General features: G+C 66.6%; 19 protein-coding genes. 14 read left to right on the top strand and 5 right to left on the bottom strand.

Annotated elements, in window-relative coordinates:
* Nucleotides 1–6 precede the first annotated feature (6 nt).
* From ehuD to J2S76_RS06105, 4 genes are all read left to right on the top strand, one after another.
* The gene (gene ehuD / locus J2S76_RS06120; protein ID WP_307058505.1) at nt 7–699 is read left to right on the top strand and encodes an ectoine/hydroxyectoine ABC transporter permease subunit EhuD; all 693 of its coding nucleotides are present in this window, start codon (nt 7–9) and stop codon (nt 697–699) included.
* On the top strand, nt 696–1,475 hold the full coding sequence (ehuA, locus tag J2S76_RS06115; protein ID WP_307058503.1) for an ectoine/hydroxyectoine ABC transporter ATP-binding protein EhuA: 780 nt from the start codon (nt 696–698) through the stop codon (nt 1,473–1,475). The genes ehuD and ehuA overlap by 4 nt, the downstream gene beginning before the upstream one ends.
* A gap of 133 nt (nt 1,476–1,608) precedes the next feature.
* Complete coding sequence (locus J2S76_RS06110) at nt 1,609–3,126, top strand: NAD-dependent succinate-semialdehyde dehydrogenase (protein ID WP_307058501.1); 1,518 nt, start codon at nt 1,609–1,611, stop codon at nt 3,124–3,126.
* A 23-nt stretch (nt 3,127–3,149) separates the two neighbouring features.
* A complete protein-coding gene (locus tag J2S76_RS06105; RefSeq protein ID WP_307058499.1) occupies nt 3,150–4,544 on the top strand; it encodes an aspartate aminotransferase family protein in 1,395 nt (464 codons plus the stop codon).
* 50 nt (nt 4,545–4,594) lie between these two features.
* Here J2S76_RS06105 and J2S76_RS06100 read toward each other — a convergent pair whose 3' ends face one another.
* The 4 genes from J2S76_RS06100 to J2S76_RS06085 form a co-directional block, all read right to left on the bottom strand.
* On the bottom strand, nt 4,595–5,344 hold the full coding sequence (locus tag J2S76_RS06100) for an amino acid ABC transporter ATP-binding protein (RefSeq protein WP_307058497.1): 750 nt from the start codon (nt 5,342–5,344) through the stop codon (nt 4,595–4,597).
* A 9-nt stretch (nt 5,345–5,353) separates the two neighbouring features.
* A complete protein-coding gene (locus J2S76_RS06095; protein ID WP_307058495.1) occupies nt 5,354–6,040 on the bottom strand; it encodes an amino acid ABC transporter permease in 687 nt (228 codons plus the stop codon).
* On the bottom strand, nt 6,037–6,795 hold the full coding sequence (locus J2S76_RS06090) for an amino acid ABC transporter permease (RefSeq protein ID WP_307058493.1): 759 nt from the start codon (nt 6,793–6,795) through the stop codon (nt 6,037–6,039). Before J2S76_RS06090 ends, J2S76_RS06095 begins: the two co-directional genes overlap by 4 nt.
* A 61-nt stretch (nt 6,796–6,856) precedes the next feature.
* Nucleotides 6,857–7,675, bottom strand: coding sequence for a transporter substrate-binding domain-containing protein (locus J2S76_RS06085; RefSeq protein WP_307058491.1), 819 nt, complete (start codon nt 7,673–7,675; stop codon nt 6,857–6,859).
* A 210-nt stretch (nt 7,676–7,885) separates the two neighbouring features.
* On the opposite strand from J2S76_RS06085, the gene J2S76_RS06080 reads away from it, so the two are divergent.
* Both J2S76_RS06080 and J2S76_RS06075 read left to right on the top strand, forming a co-directional pair.
* Entirely contained in the window at nt 7,886–8,887 is a 1,002-nt protein-coding gene (locus tag J2S76_RS06080) for a LysR family transcriptional regulator (RefSeq protein ID WP_307058489.1), read from the top strand.
* A gap of 160 nt (nt 8,888–9,047) precedes the next feature.
* Complete coding sequence (locus tag J2S76_RS06075; protein WP_307058487.1) at nt 9,048–10,448, top strand: aspartate ammonia-lyase; 1,401 nt, start codon at nt 9,048–9,050, stop codon at nt 10,446–10,448.
* Between the two features lie 43 nt (nt 10,449–10,491).
* Here the strand turns inward: J2S76_RS06075 and J2S76_RS06070 are convergent, their stop codons facing one another.
* Nucleotides 10,492–11,385 (bottom strand): LysR family transcriptional regulator, encoded by an 894-nt coding sequence (locus tag J2S76_RS06070; protein WP_307058485.1) that lies wholly within the window; start codon nt 11,383–11,385, stop codon nt 10,492–10,494.
* Between the two features lie 173 nt (nt 11,386–11,558).
* Here J2S76_RS06070 and J2S76_RS06065 point away from each other — a divergent pair, with 173 nt between their 5' ends.
* From J2S76_RS06065 to argE, 8 genes are all read left to right on the top strand, one after another.
* The gene (locus tag J2S76_RS06065) at nt 11,559–11,972 is read left to right on the top strand and encodes a RidA family protein (protein WP_307058483.1); all 414 of its coding nucleotides are present in this window, start codon (nt 11,559–11,561) and stop codon (nt 11,970–11,972) included.
* Nucleotides 11,973–12,072: 100 nt separating this feature from the next.
* Nucleotides 12,073–12,855 (top strand): transporter substrate-binding domain-containing protein, encoded by a 783-nt coding sequence (locus tag J2S76_RS06060; protein ID WP_307058481.1) that lies wholly within the window; start codon nt 12,073–12,075, stop codon nt 12,853–12,855.
* A 39-nt stretch (nt 12,856–12,894) separates the two neighbouring features.
* A complete protein-coding gene (locus tag J2S76_RS06055; protein ID WP_307058479.1) occupies nt 12,895–14,298 on the top strand; it encodes an MmgE/PrpD family protein in 1,404 nt (467 codons plus the stop codon).
* On the top strand, nt 14,295–14,975 hold the full coding sequence (locus J2S76_RS06050) for an amino acid ABC transporter permease (protein WP_307058477.1): 681 nt from the start codon (nt 14,295–14,297) through the stop codon (nt 14,973–14,975). Before J2S76_RS06055 ends, J2S76_RS06050 begins: the two co-directional genes overlap by 4 nt.
* Nucleotides 14,972–15,616, top strand: a complete 645-nt coding sequence (locus J2S76_RS06045; RefSeq protein ID WP_307058475.1) for an amino acid ABC transporter permease — start codon at nt 14,972–14,974, stop codon at nt 15,614–15,616. Before J2S76_RS06050 ends, J2S76_RS06045 begins: the two co-directional genes overlap by 4 nt.
* A gap of 68 nt (nt 15,617–15,684) precedes the next feature.
* Complete coding sequence (locus tag J2S76_RS06040; protein WP_307058473.1) at nt 15,685–16,479, top strand: amino acid ABC transporter ATP-binding protein; 795 nt, start codon at nt 15,685–15,687, stop codon at nt 16,477–16,479.
* A 94-nt stretch (nt 16,480–16,573) separates the two neighbouring features.
* Entirely contained in the window at nt 16,574–17,527 is a 954-nt protein-coding gene (locus tag J2S76_RS06035; protein WP_307058471.1) for an agmatinase, read from the top strand.
* A gap of 111 nt (nt 17,528–17,638) precedes the next feature.
* The gene (gene argE, locus J2S76_RS06030) at nt 17,639–18,766 is read left to right on the top strand and encodes an acetylornithine deacetylase (protein WP_307058469.1); all 1,128 of its coding nucleotides are present in this window, start codon (nt 17,639–17,641) and stop codon (nt 18,764–18,766) included.
* Nucleotides 18,767–18,992: the final 226 nt, after the last annotated feature.

The raw sequence follows: 18,992 nt of genomic DNA, 5'->3' as shown, positions 1-18,992 counted from the left end.
CCCGGCATGATGTACGGCTTCACCTGGGACACCGCGACCCCGCTCACCTATGCGTGGTCGATCCTGCCTATCATCCTCATCGGCCTCACCGTGACGCTGAAGGCGGCGGCGGCCGGCTTCGCCATCGCGCTGGTGCTGGGGCTGGTCTTCGCCATGCTGCGGCGTAGCCGCTGGCGCAGCGTTTCCTGGACCACCGCCTGCGTGGTCGAGTTCCTGCGCGACACGCCTTTGCTGGTGCAGCTGTTCTTCCTTTATTACGTGCTGCCGGAATACGGCCTCACTTTGCCGGCCTTCCTCACCGGCGCGCTGGCGCTCGGGCTGCAATATTCCGCCTACACCTCCGAGGTCTATCGCGGCGGCATCGAGGCGGTGCCGCGCGGGCAGTGGGAGGCGGCGACTGCGCTCAACATGACCCGCATGCAGACCTATCGCGACATCGTGGTGCCGCAGATCGCGCCGCGCATCCTGCCGGCCATGGGCAATTACATGGTGGCCATGATCAAGGAGACGCCCGTTCTCTCCGTCATCACCGTGCTCGACATGATGGCGCTGGCCAACATGATCGGCGAGCGGACTTTTGAGTATCTCGTGCCGCTGACCATGGTCGGCCTCATCTTCCTCATCCTGACGCTGATCTGCTCGGCCGGCCTGCACCGGCTGCAGAAGGTGCTCCCCAAGGCAGGAATCCCGCTGCGATGACCGACAACGCCCCCGCGCCTCTGATCCAGTTCGCCGGCGTGACCAAGCGTTTCGGCGCGCTCACCGTGCTCGATGACTTCAACTTCGAGGTCGCGCCCGGCGAGAAGGTCACGCTCATCGGCCCCTCCGGCTCGGGCAAGTCGACCGTGCTGCGCATCCTGATGACGCTGGAGCCGTTCCAGGAGGGTAGGCTTACCCTTGCCGGCCTGTCCTATCAGGAGCCGGGCGGCACCGGCCCGTTCAAGGCCTCGGAGCGGCATCTGCGCGAGATCCGCAGCCATGTCGGCATGGTGTTCCAGAGCTTCAACCTGTTCCCGCATATGAGCGTGATGCGCAATGTGGCGGAGGCGCCGGTGCGGGTGCTCGGCCTGTCACGCGACGAGGCGCAGGCGCGGGCGGTCGATCTACTCGCCATGGTCGGGCTGGCGGACAAGAAGGACCATTTCCCCTCGCAGCTCTCCGGCGGCCAGCAGCAGCGCGTCGCTATCGCCCGGGCGCTGGCGATGCGCCCGCGCGTGCTGCTGTTTGACGAGCCGACCTCGGCGCTCGACCCGCAATTGGTCGGCGAGGTGCTGGCGGTGATCGGCGACCTCGCCCACGAGCACGACCTGACCATGCTGCTGGTGACGCATGAGATGCGCTTCGCCCGCGAGGTCTCGGATCGCGTCTGCTTCTTCGACAAGGGGCGCATCTGCGAGCAGGGCAGCCCGGAAGCCATCTTCACCGCGCCAAGCCACCCGCGCACCCGCGAGTTCCTCGCTTCCGTGCTGCGGTAGCCCGACGGCGCCCGCCGATAATCCTTCGGCGGGAGGGCGAAGTTCCGGCTTCCTGTCGGTGGTTTCCCGTGTGTTCGGAAACCCTCTCGGGGCGCTCGCCCCTAGGCTGGCCGCGTTGAGACAAGGAGCCGCCATGATCGCGACCGCCCGTACCGAACGTCCGGCCCGCCATGCCGCCCGCAGCGCCGGCCACCCCGCCTTGGCGCGCCTGGCCGATCCGCGGCTGCTGCGCACCCTGTCCTATATCGATGGCAAATGGACCGGCGCGCCGGATGGCCGGACCTTCACCGTCACCGATCCGGCCGATGGCGGAGCCGTGGCCGATGTCGCCGCCCTGGGCACTGAGGCGGCGACGCGGGCGATCGAGGCCGCCCACCGCGCCTTCCCGGCCTGGAAAGGGCGCCTGCCGCAGGAGCGCTCGGACATCCTGCGCCGCTGGCATGCGCGGATGCTGGACGCGGCCGAGGATCTCGCGCTTCTCATGACGATCGAGCAGGGCAAGCCATTGGCGGAATCGCGCGGCGAGATCGCCTATGCCGCCTCCTTCATCGCCTATTACGCCGAGGAAGCCCTGCGGGTGAATGTGGAGGGCGTCGCCAGCCACCTCCCTGGCGCGCAGATGGCGCTCAGCCGGGTGCCGGTAGGCGTCGCGGCGCTGCTGACGCCGTGGAACTTTCCGTCCGCCATGCTCACCCGCAAGGCGGCGGCCGCGCTGGCGGCCGGCTGCACCGTCGTGACGCATCCTTCCTCGCACACGCCGCTCTCGGCGCTGGCTCTCGCCGAGCTTGCCGAGCGGGCTGGCATGCCTGCCGGCGTGTTCAACGTCGTCACCGGTGAACCGGGGCCGATCGCCGAGACCTTCTGTGCGGATGTACGGGTGCGCGCGGTGAGTTTCACCGGCTCGACGGAGGTCGGCCGCAAGGTTGCCCGCAATGCCGCCTCCAGCATGAAGCGTGTCGTCATGGAGCTGGGCGGCCACGCGCCGCTGATCGTGTTCGACGATGCCGATCTCGACCGCGCGGTCGCCATCGCCGTCGACGCCAAGTTCGCCACCTCCGGCCAGGATTGCCTCGCCGCCAACCGGATCTATGTGCAGCGGGGGCTCTATACCCGCTTCTGCGCCGCCTTCACGGAGCGTGTCGCGGCGCTGCGGGTCGGCCCCGGGCTGGACCCGCAGACCGAGATCGGCCCGCTCATGCATCAAGGTGCCGTCGCCAAGGCGCAGGCGCAGATCGACGATGCGCTGGCGCGCGGCGCCCGCCGCCTGACGCCGGAGCGCGAGCTGCCCGGCCCGCTCTTTCTCGCGCCCACCGTGCTGGCGGATGTGCCGGAAGAGGCGCTGATCATGCGCGAGGAGACCTTCGCCCCCGTCGCCGCCCTCGCGCCCTTCGACAGCGAGGAGGAGGTGGTCGCCCGCGCCAACGCCACCGAATACGGCCTCGTCGCCTATGTCGTCACACGCAACGGCGCGCGGGCGGCACGGATGGCGCAGGCGCTGGACTACGGCATGGTGGCGATCAACCGGGTCAAGATCACCGGCGCGCCCATCCCCTTCGGCGGCATGAAGCAGTCCGGCCTTGGCCGCGAAGGCTCCCGCCACGGAATCGAAGCCTTCACCGACCTTAAATATGCCTGCCTCGACCTCGGCTGAGGCGGGCGCATAAGGAGACCACCATGCTCGACCAAGCCGCCCCCGCCAGCAACGCACTCGACAGCTGGGACCGCGACCACTTCTTCCACCCCTCCACCCATATGGGCCAGCACGCGCGTGGCGAGACACCCAACCGCATCATCACCGGCGGCGAGGGCGTCTATATCGTCGATCGCGAGGGACGGCGCAGCCTCGACGCCTTTGGCGGGCTGTACTGCGTCAATGTCGGCTATGGCCGAAGCAAGATCACCGACGCCATCGCCGAGCAGGCGTCCAAGCTCGCCTATTACCACGCCTATGCCGGCCATGGTTCCGAGCCCTCGATCCGCCTCGCCCGCATGGTGATCGAGCGCGCGCCGGCCGGGATGAGCCGGGTGTTCTTCGGCCTGTCGGGCTCGGACGCCAACGAGACCAACATCAAGCTGGTCTGGTACATCAACAATGTGCTCGGCCGGCCGCAGAAGAAAAAAATCATCTCGCGCTGGCGCGGCTATCACGGCTCCGGAATCATGACGGGCAGCCTTACCGGCCTCGCCGGCTTCCACAAACTGTTCGACCTGCCCCGCGCGCCGATCCTGCACACCGAGGCGCCCTATTATTTCCGCCGGGACGACCGCTCGATGAGCGAGGAGCAGTTCTCGCAGCATTGCGCCGACCGGCTGGAGGAGATGATCCTGGCCGAGGGGCCGGACACCATCGCCGCCTTCATCGGTGAGCCGGTGCTCGGCACCGGCGGCATCGTGCCGCCGCCGGCGGGCTACTGGCCGAAGATCCAGGCGGTGCTGAAGAAGCACGACATATTGCTGATCGCCGACGAGGTGGTGACCGGCTTCGGGCGGCTGGGCACCATGTTCGGTTCCGACCATTACGGCATCGAGCCCGACCTCATCACCATCGCCAAGGGCCTCACCTCCGCCTATGCGCCGCTCTCGGGCGTCATCGTCTCGGAGAAGGTCTGGCGGGTGCTGGAGCAGGGCTCGGACGAATTCGGCCCGATCGGCCATGGCTGGACCTATTCCTCGCACCCGCTCTGCACCGCGGCCGGCATCGCCAATCTCGAATTGGTGGACGAGCTCGACCTCGTCACCAATGCGCGCGAGACCGGCGCCTATTTCAATGCGGCGCTGAAGGACGCGCTCGGTGGCCATCGCTTCGTCGGCGAGGTGCGCGGCGAGGGGCTGCTGGCGGCGGTGGAGCTGGTGCGCGACCGTGACGACCGCAGCTTCTTCGAGACCCGCGAGAAGATCGGCCCGCGCGTCGCCGCCGCCCTGCTGGAGCGCGGCGTCATCGCCCGCGCCATGCCGCAGGGCGACATACTCGGCTTCGCCCCGCCGCTCTGCCTGACGCGCGAGGAAGCCGACATCGTGGTCGACGCCACCCGCGGCGCGGTGGAGGCGGTCTGCGCGACCCTTGGCTGAGCGCTCGCGCGAGGAGGCCGCCCCCCCCCCGGGTGCGGCCTCCTCCGGTCTCACAGCACCTTCGACAGAAACTCCTTGGTGCGCGGGTCGCTTGCTTCGGTGAAGAAGGTCTGCGGCGGGGCGTGCTCGACGATGACGCCCCGATCGGTGAAATAAATGTGGTCGGCGGCTTCGCGGGCGAAACCCATCTCATGGGTGACGAGGATGCAGGTCACGCCATCCTCCGCCACCTTGCGAACGGCGGACAGCACCTCCTTGACCATTTCGGGATCGAGCGCCGCCGTCACTTCGTCGAACAGGATCACCTCCGGCTCCATGCAGAGCGCACGGGCGATGGCGACCCGCTGCTGCTGGCCGCCGGACAACTCGCCGGGATAGGCATCGGCCTTGTCGGGCAGGCGCATCTCGGCCAGCAGGCGACGCGCGCGTTCCTCGACCTGCTCGCGCGGCTCCTTGAGCACCTGGATCGGCGCCATCGCGACGTTCTGCAGCACGGTGCGGTGGGGAAACAGATTATACTGCTGGAACACCATGCCGACGCGGTGGCGCAGCTTGACCTTGTCGAGCTTGGGGTCGCCGACCTCGATGTCGCCGACCCGGATGCTGCCCTCATTGATCGGTGTCAGCCCGTTGATGGTGCGCAGGATCGTCGATTTGCCCGATCCGGAGGGGCCGATGATCGCCACCACTTCTCCCTTGCGGATATCCATGTCGATACCGCGCAGAACTTCGAGATGGCCGAATGATTTGCGCACGCCCCGCAGGGCGATCAGCGGCGCTGAGCTGGGGGAGACGGACATGTCAGCACCTCATTTCGTGCCAAAGCGGCCCTCAAGCGCCCGCGAGAGGCGGTTGATCGGCCAGGTGTAGAAGAAGAACAGCGCCAGCAGCGCGAGATACATCGGCAGGAGCATCGCGGCATTCGCCTGCGCCTGCACGGCGGCCTGCGTGCGGCCGAGAGCCTCCTCGACCCCCACGATCATCGACAGCGGGGTCGCCGTGAGCAGAAGGGCGTACAGGTTCATCCAGGGCGGAATCATGCGGCTGATGCATTGCGGCAGGACGATGCGGAACAGCGTCGCCCGCCGGCTGTAGCCCAGCGCCTCGGCGGCTTCCCACTGGCCGTGCGGCACGGAGTTGACGGCACCGCGGACGATTTCGGAGAAATTGGCCGCCACGGGAAACGAGAAGCCGATGGTGGCCCGCAGCCAGCTCGGCAGGACGATAGTCATGCCGCCAATGTTCACCTGATAGGGCATCAGGAAGATGCAGTAGAACAGCAGCACAAGCCACGGCGCGTTGCGGAAGAGCTGGGTGGCCAGCCGGGAAGGGGCGCCGACGAGCCGCAGCCTTGAGAGCTGGCCAAGGCCGAGAAAGATGCCCAGTGCCGTCCCGATGAGAATGGCGAGCACGCTCATCAGGATGTTGAGGCCGAAGCCCCGCAGAATGAAGGGCATCCATTCCACGACCGTCGACACAACCTGGGAAGCCGTCACGGCGCGCCCCCCGCCCCGAAGCCCGGCAGGCGCATGGCGGCCTCGACCCTGTTGATCAGAAACACGACCAGGCCGGTCAGCACGAGGTAGATCACCAGAATGACGTTCATCATCTCGATTGTGTTGAGCGAGTCCGACCAGATCTGGTTGGAGACGTAGAGAAGCTCGGTCACGCCCACCGCATAGGCCACCGTCGTCGCCTTGGTGAGGTCGACGAGGTTGTTGGCGAGCGAGGCGAAGGAGAAGCGCAGCGCCAGCGGCGCCGTGACCGAGACGAACACCTGCCGCGGCGTGTAGCCGAGCGCAAGCGCGGCTTCCTCATAGGAACGGTGCACCGCCCCAATCCCCGCCCGGAACGTTTCCACGTTGAACGCACCGGCATACAGCGACAGCGAGATGACCGCCCAGGCCAAGCCGCCGATCAGCGGCTGGGCTAGGCCGATCTCGTTGCGCATGACCGGCATGATGCTGCCGATGGCGAAGTAGAAGAAGTACATCTGCACGATGAGCGGCGTGTTGCGGAACAGCGCGACATAGCCACGGATGACCGAAGCGGCCGGCCCGCGCCCCAGCGACAGCACGGCGGCGCCCATCGCTCCGATGAGGATGGAAAAGAAGCCGCTCAGCGCAATGAGCAGCAGCGTATAGCCGAGGCCGGTGACGAAGCGCCCGAAGTCGAAGGCGTCGTAGAAGATCGTGAGATTGATCCCCGACCCCGACAAATCCCGGAAAAATGCCTGTATATCCCCAACCATCCTTGGCCCTCCGCCTCATCGGGAGCGCCTGAGGCGCCCCGGACATGCTGTTGGATAGGGGTCAGTCAATGTGGTCCTTCAGGCTCTCGTGCATCCGGGCGAGGTAGGCCGATTTGGCGATGCCATTGTCGCCCTCAAGCTTCAGCAGCGTGCCGTCACGATGCATCTGTGCGATCGAGCCGGCGATGTAGATGCCGAACGGGGCGAACTGGTCGCTCTGCCGCACCGCCATGCCCCAGGGCGTATCGGCCTCGATCGGCAGGGGCATGTGGTAGTCGGCCCATTTCGGCTTGGTCAGGCGGACATTGATCTGGTTGTCGTCCTCCAGCAGGCCGATGCAGCGTCCCTGCGTCATCGCGGACTCGGTTTCGGCCGTGCCGGCGAAGGCAAGCACCGTGACGCCGAATTTTTCCTGAGCCGGCTTATTATACCAGGCGCCCTGGACCGCGCACAGCGTCTGGCCGGAAATCTCCTTCCACTGCGTTGCCTTGACCGCCTTGGGCAGCAGCACGGTGTAGCCGGAGGAATAGTAATTGGGATGAACGAAGGCGACGACCTTGCGACGCTCCGCCGTGTCGGAGGCCGAGGCGATCATCAGGTCGATCTGCCCCTGTGCCAGGAACTCGAAGCGGTTTGCGGACGTCACCTTCACGAATTGCGGCGTGACGCCGAGCGCCTCGGCGATCTTCGTGCCGATATCGACTTCCATGCCCTTGAAGCTGCCATCGGAGGCCCGATAGGACCACGGCACGTAATCGTCCTTGGTTCCGATCTTCAGCACGCCCGCCGCCTTGACCTTGCAGAGCGTGTCGGCGCCGCAGTCGAGCGTTTGGGCCTGTGCGCCGACGGCCGCCACCAGAGCCAGCCCGATTCCTGCCATGAGAGACTTCAACGTGACCATGTGACTTACCTCTGGAGTTTTATTTGCTGTTTCGCGAGGCTTCCGCTCGCTGTCCTTCGAGAAGGCTAGGCGTGCCGTGAGAGCGCTTCAGAGCCGCGCAACCCTGTGTAATCCAACGGCTTGCGGCAATTGCTAATGTGAAGTATAAGCAGTATTAATAAACATATTCATCTGAGTTAAACTTGCGCGATGCCGATCCCTGATCTCAAGGCCCTGGAGATCGCGACGACGGTGATCGAGGAAGGCAGCATGAGCCGGGCGGCCTCGGCGCTCGGCCTGACGCAATCGGCCGTTTCGCAGGCCGTGAAGCGTGCCGAGGCGCAGCTGGATGTCATCCTCATTCACCGCGAGCGCCGCCCCCTCGTCGCCACCGAGGCCGGGCGGGTGCTGGTCGCCCATATCCGGGAGATCACGCTGCGCATCGAGCGGGTGATCGAGGAGGTGCGCGCCACCGCCCTGCGCCCGGAGCGGCAGGATCTGCGCCTCGGCATGGTCGACACCTTCGCCTCCTCGGTCGGGCCGCTGCTGATCCGCGACCTCATGGAAGGGGCGATCGCGCTGCGCGTTACCGCTTTTTCCGGGCTGGCCCACGCGCATTCCGATGCGCTGATGCGCTACGAGATCGACGCCGCCGTCACCTGCGACACGATGGACGAGCTGGACGATCTCATGCGCTTCCCGCTCTTTCGCGAGCCCTTCGTGCTGGTGGCGCCCGCGCGCTGGGGCGAGGCGCTGAAGGGGCGCCCGCTCAGGGACATTCTCCTGGAGCACCGGCTGATCCGCTACAGTGCCCGCTCGCATACCGGCAGCCAGGTCGAGCGGCATCTGCGCCGGCTGCGCATCGAGCACCCGCATGTGCTGTCGTTCGACACCTCCGACTCACTGCTGGCCATGGTCGCCGGTGGCGTCGGCGTCACCATCACCACCCCGCTCTGCCTGCTCCAGGGCGCGCTGCACCTGCCCGCCCTCGCCGTCCTGCCGCTGCCGAGCCCCGGCTTCTCGCGCGAGCTGACGCTCGTGACCCGGCGCGACGAGCTTGGCCCGCTCGCCCCGCGTCTGGCCGAGGCGGCGCGGGGAATGCTGGAGCGCCACACACTGCCGCAGATCGTCGGGCAGGTTCCCTGGCTGGAGGCGATCGCGGGCGAGATGATCCTGCGGCCGCTGGCTGGCGAGACCGATCCGACCGGCTGACGTTCCGGCGACGCGCCGGATGGGCGCGCCTCGTCGCCGTCGCGGCTTTATTAAGCCGATTAATGAAATTCAGTGATTCATCTTAAATTTCGCTTCTTTCATTTCCAAGCCCGCCCCCTTTTGCCACGTTGCCGGCCTCTTTCATGGGATGTGCAGGCGCATGCCGACGACGCGAACCGACACGGACAGCCTGGGCTCGCGGCTCTTGCCGCAGGCGGCGCTGTACGGAATCTCCACCCTCCGGGGCGGGGAGAATTTCGACATTTCCTGCCACAAGCTCGCGCACGAGCCGGCGCTGCTGCGGGCGCTCGCCCGCATAAAGCAAGCGGCGGCGGCGGCGAACGCGGAAATCGGCGTGATTGCGCCCGATCTGGCCGAGGCGATCATCCGCGCGGCGATCGAGGTCGAACAGGGACATCACGGCGAGCAGTTCATCGTCGATCTGCTGGAGGGTTCTGGCGGCACCTCAATCAACATGAACATCAACGAGGTGCTGGCGAACCGGGCACTGCAGCTACTTGGCGGCCAGCCGGGCGACTATGCCCGCCTCCACCCCAATGACCACGTCAATAGCGGGCAGTCGACCAATGACGTGGTGCCGGCGGCGGTGAAGCTCGCCGTCTTTGACACGTCGCAGGCGCTGGTTGCCGCGCTGGCCCATCTGGCCGAGACCTTTGACCGGCGGGCAGTTGCGTTCGACGAGGTGCTGCGGCTCGGCCGAACCTGCATGCAGGCGGGGCAGCCGATGCGGCTTGGCCAGGCGTTTGGCGGCTATGCGTCCGCGATCCGCCGCGCCGCCGGCAGCCTCGCCCGCGCCCGCGAGGAGATGCTGGTGCTGCCGCTGGGCGGAACGGCGATCGGCACCGGGTTCGGCGCGGCGCCGGGCTATCGCGCGGCGGTGTACCGCCATCTGGGCCGGCTCGTCGGCGCGCCTGTCCGGCCGGGTGCCGACCTGTTCGACGCCATGCAGAACGCCGACGGCTTCGCCCGCATTTCCGCCGAAATCCGCATCGGTGCGGAGGTGATCGGCAAGATCGCCTCGGACCTCGTGATCCTCTCCTCCGATGGCCAGGCCGGGATCGGCGAACTGAAGCTGCCCGCCGTGCAGCCGGGCTCCTCGATCATGCCCGGCAAGGTCAATCCGGTGCTGCCGATGATGATGCAGCAGGTGGCGTTCGCGGTGGTGGGCAATGATGCGGCGATCTCGCTGGCCTGCCTGCACGGCCAGCTCGAAATCAATCATTTCGAGCCGGTCATCGCCTCCCGGCTGCTGGGGTCGATCGACCTGCTCACCCGCTCGACGCGCCTGTTTGCCGACAGGTGCGTCGCCGGCGTGGAGGCCGACCGCGAGCGCTCCCTGGCCAATCTGATGCGCTCGCCCGCGCTGGCCACGCTGTTCGTGCCCCGGCTGGGCTACACTGAAGTCTCGAAGCTCGTTCAACTGGCCACCACCGAGCACCGCTCGTTCATCGAGCTCGCCATCGAGCGCGGATTGCTGAGCCATGACGACGTGCTCCGCGCGCTCCGCGACAGCACGGAGTATCGCGAGGAGATGGCGTGAGGTCGCGTGACCCATGCCGGCGCCGCGTGCGGGCGTCCGGCCATCACCCCGGCGAGCGGTCCGACCGGAAGCAATGGACGCGCTTCAGGATGTTCAGGAACACCTTGATGCGCTGGCTGATCGGCCGCGCGGTGGAGAAGATCGCGCATCCCTCGTGCTGATAGACCGGGCTGCTCTCTTCGATATTCAGGTTGAAGCGTCGCTTGATGAGATCCCCGTAATGGGTCGGGAGCATGCCCTGGTAGAAGCCGGTCGCGACCATGGCGGCGACGGAATCGAGGCCGGCGGCGTTCGGGCCGCGATGGTAGCGTCCGGACCGGATCGCGTGCTCCACATAGGGGTGCTGGCGATAGACCAAAGGCAGGTTGGGTATCTTGGACGTGTCGACGAAATTGGCGACATAGACCCGGTGGATCTCGCGATAGATCGGCACGTGAAAGAAGTCACGATCATCCGTGTACTTGCCGCGAATGACGAGGTCGACACGGCCCTCATTTAGCGACTGCGCCAGTTCATTGAACGTCATCACCAGAATCTGCGGCTCCACCCCCGGCGCCTGACGCCGCATCTCGGTGAGGGCTTCGGGCAGTTTGCAGTCGGGATGCGTGAGGGTGTGCTCGCCGATTCCGATCGCGAGCCGCCCCGACAAGATGCCGTGCACGGCGTCGATCTCGGGGCGTATGCGTCCCAGCGCCTGGAAGGCGGCCGAGGCGAGGTCGAGCGCCACGTCGCCCTCCGGCGTCAGGCGAAAGCCGCTCCGCCCTCTTTCGCACAGCCTGACGCCGAGGCGCGCCTCCACCTCGCGGACATGGCGACTGATCGAGGGCTTCGACATGGCGAGCTTTTTCTCGGCCGCCGCAAACCCGCCCGCCTCCGCGACCGCACAGAACACCCGCAGCGACCGCAGATCCCGCTCGTCAAAATCAAGCTTCATCATGCGTGATACATATCAAAAAACGAAACATAGGTCACAAAAAAATCGCTTTTCGTTATGTGACGGCCTTCGTAAGGTTACGACGCTCATAAGAATACCCGCGCCGAGTTCCCTGTAGGTCTCGACCTTGAGTCTGTTTATGAGGCTCGCGCACAAGCACAATCAGGAATGCGACGATGGCCCACACCCGAATCCGTAAGTTCAATACCAAAGTGACCTATCCCGAGCAGAGCATCGACAACGATCTCTGTCAGGCCGTCATCGCTCGCGGAACCACTGTCTATTTGCGTGGCCAGATCGGACAGGATCTCGATACGTCCAAATGCGTATGCATTGGTGACGTGGCGGGCCAGACCGAGCAGGCCATGAAGAATATCGACATGCTGCTCAAGGAATGCGGCAGCCAGCTCGATCACATCTGCAAGCTGACGATCTACATCTCCGATCCCCGCTACCGCGAGGACGTGTATCGGGTGGTCGGCCGCTGGCTCAAGGGCGTCTTTCCGGTCTCGACCGGTATCGTCGTCACCGCCTTCGCCCGCACCGAATATCTCGTCGAAGTGGACGCGACGGCCGTTATTCCGGACTGAGTGCCGCTCACACTCGGCTCCGGCCGGCCATGACGGTTCCGCGGGCGACCCTGCGGAATCGCCCGACAACATCAACCTTCCAGCAATAAGGGTGTAGGCAATGACCGCACGTATTCTGTTCGCCGCCGCCATCGGTTTCATGGCGACGCTTGGCACCGTTCCGGCCGTCGCCGACGCGCTGGACGACATCATCGCCCGCAAGACCATCCGCGTCGCCGTGCCGACCGACTACCCCCCGTTCGGCTCGGTCGGCGCCGACATGCAGCCGCGCGGCATGGACATCGATGTCGCCAACCTGATCGGCGAGAAGCTCGGCGTGAAGGTCGAGCTTGTGCCGGTCACCGCGCCCAACCGCGTCGCCTATCTCCAGTCGGGCAAGACCGACCTCACCATCTCCTCGCTCGGAAAGACCGAGGAGCGCGCGAAGGTGATCGACTTCAGCATCGCCTATTCGCCGTTCTTCGATGCCGTGTTCGGCAAGAAGGAGCCAGCGGTGAAGGACTATGCCGACCTCTCTGGCAAGTCCATCTCGGTCACGCGCGGCTCGATGCAGGACAAGGAACTCGAGGACCTCGCGCCGAAGGCGGTGGTGAAGCGCTTCGAGGACAATAACAGCACCATCGCGGCGTTCATGTCCGGCCAGGTGGAGATGTTCGCCTCCGGCACTCCCGTCGCCGCCGCCATCAAGCGCCGCAACCCGGATCTCGATCTCGAGCTGAAGATCGTGCTGGCGAACGCCCCCTGCTATGTCGGCGTGGTGAAGGGCGAGCAGAAGCTGCTGGACAAGGTCAACGCGATCATCCGCGAGGCCAAGGCTAGCGGCGAGATCGACCGGCTGTCGGTGAAGTGGCTCGGCGCCCCCGCCGGCGAGCTGCCCGAGTAATCAACCGTTGCGAATGGCATTTGGTGCAGGCGGGTCGCGATGAGTCCCACTCCCCGCAATCCCTCGCGCCTTCTGGCGGAGTGGGGCTCGGCCGCGCGTGCCGCCGACATTCCCGATCGCATTCGTCGCATCGCGAAGGCGTGCGTGATCGATACGGTCGGCGTCGCCCTCGCCGGCGCCGGCACGCCGGTGGCGGGCCTCGTCCGCCAGTTCGCGGTGCGGAATTCCTCCGCCGGCCGGTCGGATGTCTGGGGGGCGCCGGCCCGTTTGTCGGCCGTGGGCGCGGCCGCGTGCAACGCAACCGCCGCCCATGCGCTTGATTTCGACGATAATTGCTATGCCGGCTTCGTCCATGGCTCGGCCGTCATCGTCCCCGCCGCCATGGCCATCGCCCAGGAGACCGGCGCGACGGGAGCCGAACTCCTGACCGCGATCACCGTCGGCGCGGAGTGCGAATACGCGGTCGGTGCCGCCGCCGGCCAGGACCTCTATGATAAGGGGTGGTGGACCACCGGCCTGCTGGGCCCGATCGGCGCCTGCGTCGCCGCCGGCCACCTGTTGAAGCTCGATGCGGGGCAGATGCGCGCCGGCATCGGGCTGGCCGTGGCGGGCGCGGGTGGCAGCAAAAGCTGCTTCGCCACCGACGCCAAGGCGCTTCTGGCCGGTGAGGCCAGCGCGGCGGGGCTGACATGGGCCCTTCTGGCGGCCAGCGGCGCCAGCGGGCCGGACGAGCCTTTCACCCATGCCAACGGATTCGCCGCGCTCCACACCGACGGCGTGTTCGACATGGCGGCTTTCGCCGATCTCGGCCGCTCCTGGCGGCTGGAGGCACCCGGCATCGATATCAAGAAGTTCCCGATCTGCCTGTCCTCGCATGCGGCAGTCGACGTGGTGGCCGACATCAGGGTGCGCGAGGGTTTTTCGGCGGACGAGGTGGAGAGCGTCCTGTGCGATGTCCCGCCCGTCGTCGTGGCAAATCTGGCCTATGCGACGCCTTCCACCCCGCGCGAGGCGCAGTTCAGCATGGAGTTCGCGATCGCGGCGACCCTGTGCTTCGGCGCGCCGGGCGTGGAGCATCTGCGCGAGGATGTGCTCGCCAGCCCCGCGCTGCGGGCGATGATGGCGCGCGTGCGGATGGTGAGCGGCCCGATGTGGAACGCGGAGCGCCGTGCGGCGGCGCCGGAAGGGGCGTCTGTCGTGCTGTCCCTTCGGGATGGCCGCACCTATGCGGGCTACCAGACCCACGCGCTGGGCACCGCCGTCAATCCGGTGCCCCCGGCGCATCTGCGAACGAAATTCCTGCGCTGTGCCGAACCCACGCTCGGAAAGCCGGCGGCGCAGCGACTGCTGCAGGCGCTTGACGGTCTCGATGCCGAACTCCCGCTGCGCGATCTCCTGAACACGGCCCTGACAGGCTCACTCACCCGGATGCCCGCCGAATGAACCTTTCATCGTTCATCGATGTCTTCCACAGCTGGCCGAGCCTGCTGAACGGCCTGGTCATGACCGTCATGCTCACGCTCATCTCATCGTTTCTGGGTGTCGTGCTTGGCACTCTGTGCGCGTGGGGCAGCCTGCGCGGTCCGAAGGCGCTCCGCTGGTTCATCCGTGGCTATGTCGAGTTCTTCCGCAACACGCCGTTTCTCGGCCAGATCTTCTTCATCTTCTTTGGCTTGCCGGCCCTTGGTCTGAGGCTGGATCCGGTCACGGCGGCGCTGGTGGCCCTGACGATCAACCTTACCGCCTATGCCTGCGAGATCATCCGCGCCGGCATTGAGGCAACCCCCGCCGGCCAGTTCGAGGCGGCCAGCAGCCTGGGGCTGAAGCCGGCGCAGGCGTTCTTCCTCGTCATCCTCCCGCCCGCCTTCCAGCGGGTCTGGCCGGCCATGACCAGCCAGCTGGTGATCATCCTGCTGGCCTCGGCGTTGTGCAGCCAGATCTCCGTCGCCGAGCTTTCCTATGAAGCCAACATGATCGCCAGCCGGACCTTCCGGAACTTCGAGGCCTATATCGTCGTCACCCTCATCTATCTCGGCCTCGCCGTCCTGTTCCGGGACATGCTGAGCTGGGTCGGGCGCCGCTTCGTCTACGGGGACTTTGCCACGGAGGCGCAGCGATGAACGACTTCACCACTTGGGATGTCTTCCGCAACCTGCTCGCCGCTGTGCCGTGGACGATCTACCTGTCGCTGATCGCGTTCGCTGGCGGCGCCGCCGTCAGTCTCCTGCTGCTGTGCCTGCGATTTGCGTTTCCGCGCGCCGCCGGCACGCCGGTGCGGCTCTATGTCCAGCTGTTTCAGGGAACGCCGCTGCTGATGCAGCTCTTCCTTGTCTATTTCGGGCTGGCGCTGATGGGCGTGCAGACGACGCCTCTGTTCGCCGCGAGCCTCTGCCTCTCGGTCTATAGCAGCGCCTACCTTACCGAGACCTGGTATGGCTGCGTGCTCGCCGTGCCGAAGGGGCAGTGGGAAGCCTCGTCCAGCCTCGGCCTCAAGCACTGGCAGCAGATGCTGCTGATCGTGCTGCCGCAGGCCCTGCGCCTGTCGGTCCCGCCGACGGTCGGCCTGATGGTGCAGATCGTCAAGAACACCTCGCTGGCCTCCATTGTCGGCTTCGTCGAGCTGACCCGCGCCAGCCAGATCATCGCCAACGCCACCTTCGAGCCGTTCCTCGCCTATGGCGCGGTAGCGTTCATCTACTTCGTCATCTGCTTCTCGATCTCGCTGTGCGGCAGGCATCTGGAAAAACGGATCCGGATCTGACCGCGCCCGGCGCGCCCTCGCGCCTGCCGACAGACGCCCGATCGAACCGCAAAGGCACACGCTTCCCCATGTCGAACCTCGCCCCGTCCGCCGCCCTCGCGCCCGCCCTTCCCGTCTCCGCGTCCTCAGGCGCGGCCATCGAACTGGTCGGCGTCAACAAATGGTATGGCGACTTCCACGTGCTGCGCGACATCGACCTCACCGTGAACCGCGGCGAGCGCATCGTCATTTGCGGGCCGTCGGGCTCGGGCAAGTCGACCATGATCCGCTGCATCAACCGGCTGGAGGAACACCAGCAGGGCTCGATCGTGGTCGACGGCATCGAGCTGACCAACGACCTCAAGCGGATCGACGAGATCCGCCGCGAGGTCGGCATGTGCTTCCAGCACTTCAACCTGTTCCCGCATCTCACCATTCTGGAGAATCTGACGCTGGCGCCGATCTGGGTCCGCAAGATGCCGAAGAAGGAGGCGGACGAGCTGGCGATGCACTTCCTCGCCAAGGTGAAGATCCCCGAGCAGGCGCATAAATATCCCGGCCAGCTCTCCGGCGGCCAGCAGCAGCGCGTCGCCATCGCCCGCGCCTTGTGCATGAAGCCGAAGATCATGCTGTTCGACGAGCCGACCTCGGCGCTCGACCCGGAAATGGTCAAGGAAGTGCTGGAGACCATGGTGAGCCTGGCGGAAGAGGGCATGACCATGCTGTGCGTGACGCATGAAATGGGCTTCGCCCGCCAGGTCGCCAACCGGGTGATCTTCATGGATGCCGGGCAGATCATCGAGATGAACGAGCCGGAAGCGTTCTTCTCCAACCCGCAGCACGAGCGCACCCGGCTGTTCCTCAGCCAGATCCTGGGACACTGACGCACCCCGGCCCACCCGTCACGGGCGGGCGGTGCCCGCCGGGGCGCGCCCGTCGCCTGCGCCCGACGCGACATCGACGACAAGGACAACGTGCATGCCTCTGACCATCCCCGCCAAGGCCGAACATCAGACCTTTCTCTATTCCGAGCCCTGCACCGATCTCGACGCGCTCCGCGCGGATATCGCCTATCTCGGCATACCCTATGGCGAATCCTACACTTTCGGCGAGATCGCCAGCGACCAGAGCCGCGGCGCGCTGGCGATGCGCCGGGCGACGGGCCGGATTCTCCGCGCCATCGAACGCTATGATTTCGACATTGGCGGGCCGCTCTACGACAACCGGCCGATCCGCGCGGTGGATTGCGGCGACGTCTATGCAGATCCGCGCGAGCTGAAGCAGCATCTCGCGCGCGCCGAGCAGGTGGTGCGCAAGATCGTGGCCTCAGGCGCGATGCCGATCATCCTCGGCGGCGATCATTCGATCCCGATCCCGGTGCTGAAGGCGCTCGACGGCCAGGGACCGATCACCCTCATCCAGATCGACCAGCATCTCGACTGGCGCGAGGAGATCAACGGCGTCACGCACGGGCTCTCCAGCCCGATCCGCCGGGCCTCGGAAATGGATCATATCGGCGAGATCTTCCAGATCGGCCTCCACGCCAGCGGCAGCGGCCGTCAGGAGGAGTTCGATGCCGCCCGGGCCTATGGCGCGCATCTCATCTCCTCCTATGAGCTGCATGAGCGCGGCATCCAGCACGTACTCGACAGGATCCCAGCCGGGGGGCGCTACTACATCACCGTCGATCTCGACGCGTTCGAGCCCGGCATCGCCCCGGGGGTCGCCGCCCCCTGCGCCGGCGGCATGACCTTCATGCAGGCGAGAAGCCTGATCCACGGCCTGGTGAACAAGGGCCGCGTGGTCGGCATGGATGTGGTGGAAATCACCCCGGCCACCGACGTCAACGACATCACCTGCATCACCGCCGGGCGTCTGATCGTGAACCTCGTCGGCGCCGCCGTCCGGGCCGGTTATTTCGGCGCCAAATAGGCGTCCGTCCGCACGGGGCGCGCGCCCTGTTGACGCCGCGCGCCTCCCGGCGACGCTCTGATACGCCCCTCGGGTCCGCAGGGCCCTCGTTCCTTCCCGGATGCCGCTTTCATGAACGCCGTGCAGATTCTCGAACGCCTGGTGAGCTTTCCCTCGGTCGTCGGCACCCCGAATGGCGCGATTGTCGCCTGGATCCGCGCCTATCTGGAAAGCCATTGCGTCGAAGTGCGCGTTCTGCCCGGCCCGGAAGGCGACCGCGCCAATCTGTTCGCCACGCTGGGGCCGCGCGACCGGCCCGGCTACATCCTCTCGGGGCACATGGATGTGGTGCCCGCCGGGGAGACGGAATGGCGTTCCGATCCCTTCACGCTCCGGGCGGAGGGCGATGCGCTCTTCGGGCGCGGCACCAGCGACATGAAGGGGTTTCTCGCGGCGGTGCTCGCCAGCGTTCCGGCTCTCAAGGCCGGCCGGCTGGACTGTCCCCTCCATTTCGCCTTCTCCTATGACGAGGAGGCCGGATGCCTCGGCGCGCCGCACCTCATCGCGCGCTTGCCGGAGCTGTGCGCGCGCCCTCTCGGCGCCATCATCGGCGAGCCGAGCGACATGAGCGGCGTGCGCGCCCATAAGGGCAAGGCGGCGGCCCGCCTCCGGATCGAAGGGCGCGCTGGCCATTCCTCGCGTCCGGACCAGGGGCTCAACGCCATCCACCTGATGGCCGAGGTGCTGGCACGGGCGGTGGAGACGGCGAAGGCCTTGGAGAAGGGGCCGCAGGACCCGATCTTCGAGCCCCCTTACGCTTCGATGCAGATCGGCACGATCAGGGGCGGGCAGGCGCTCAACATCATTCCCGATCTGTGCGTCGCTGATCTGGAGGCCCGCGCCATTCCCGGCCTTGTGCCGCGCGCGCTGCTCGAACCCGTCCACGCCGTCATCCGCTCGCTCGCCGCGCGCGGCGTCAACGCGACGTGGGAGACGCTGAGCGACTATCCCGCGCTCTCCCTGCCCGCCGATGCGCCGCTGGCCGCTCTGGTGGAAAGGTTGACGGGGAAACCCTCTCTTGCGGCCGTCAGCTATGGCACGGAAGCCGGGCTCTACCAGGAGGCGGGCATTGCCGCGATCATCTGCGGACCCGGCGACATCGACCGCGCGCACAAGCCGAACGAGTTCATCCGCCTGGATGAACTGCACGCATGCCAGGCCTTCATCGAGGCGCTGGGGCAGGGCCTCTCCCAGGCGTAGCGACCCCGCCGCCCGCTGACGCGCGGGCAGCGGGCGCTATCCGGCATCCGTCATCACTGCCGAACCGAGGCCCGGCGGAACGCGCCCGGCGCGCGGTCAAGCACTCGCGCCGCCCCGGGCCGCGGCGCGTGCGGTCTCTCGACTGGTCGCCAACACCGCAGCCTGGCCGCGCCAGACGCTCTCCTTCTTACGGGTTTTCGCCCCGTCGCTTGTCTTCCCCTTGCGG

This window comes from Ancylobacter vacuolatus, assembly GCF_030813595.1.
Classification (GTDB): domain Bacteria; phylum Pseudomonadota; class Alphaproteobacteria; order Rhizobiales; family Xanthobacteraceae; genus Ancylobacter; species Ancylobacter vacuolatus.
The sequence above is the reverse complement of the archived record's forward strand: the minus strand, read 5'-3'. Positions and strand labels throughout refer to the sequence as shown.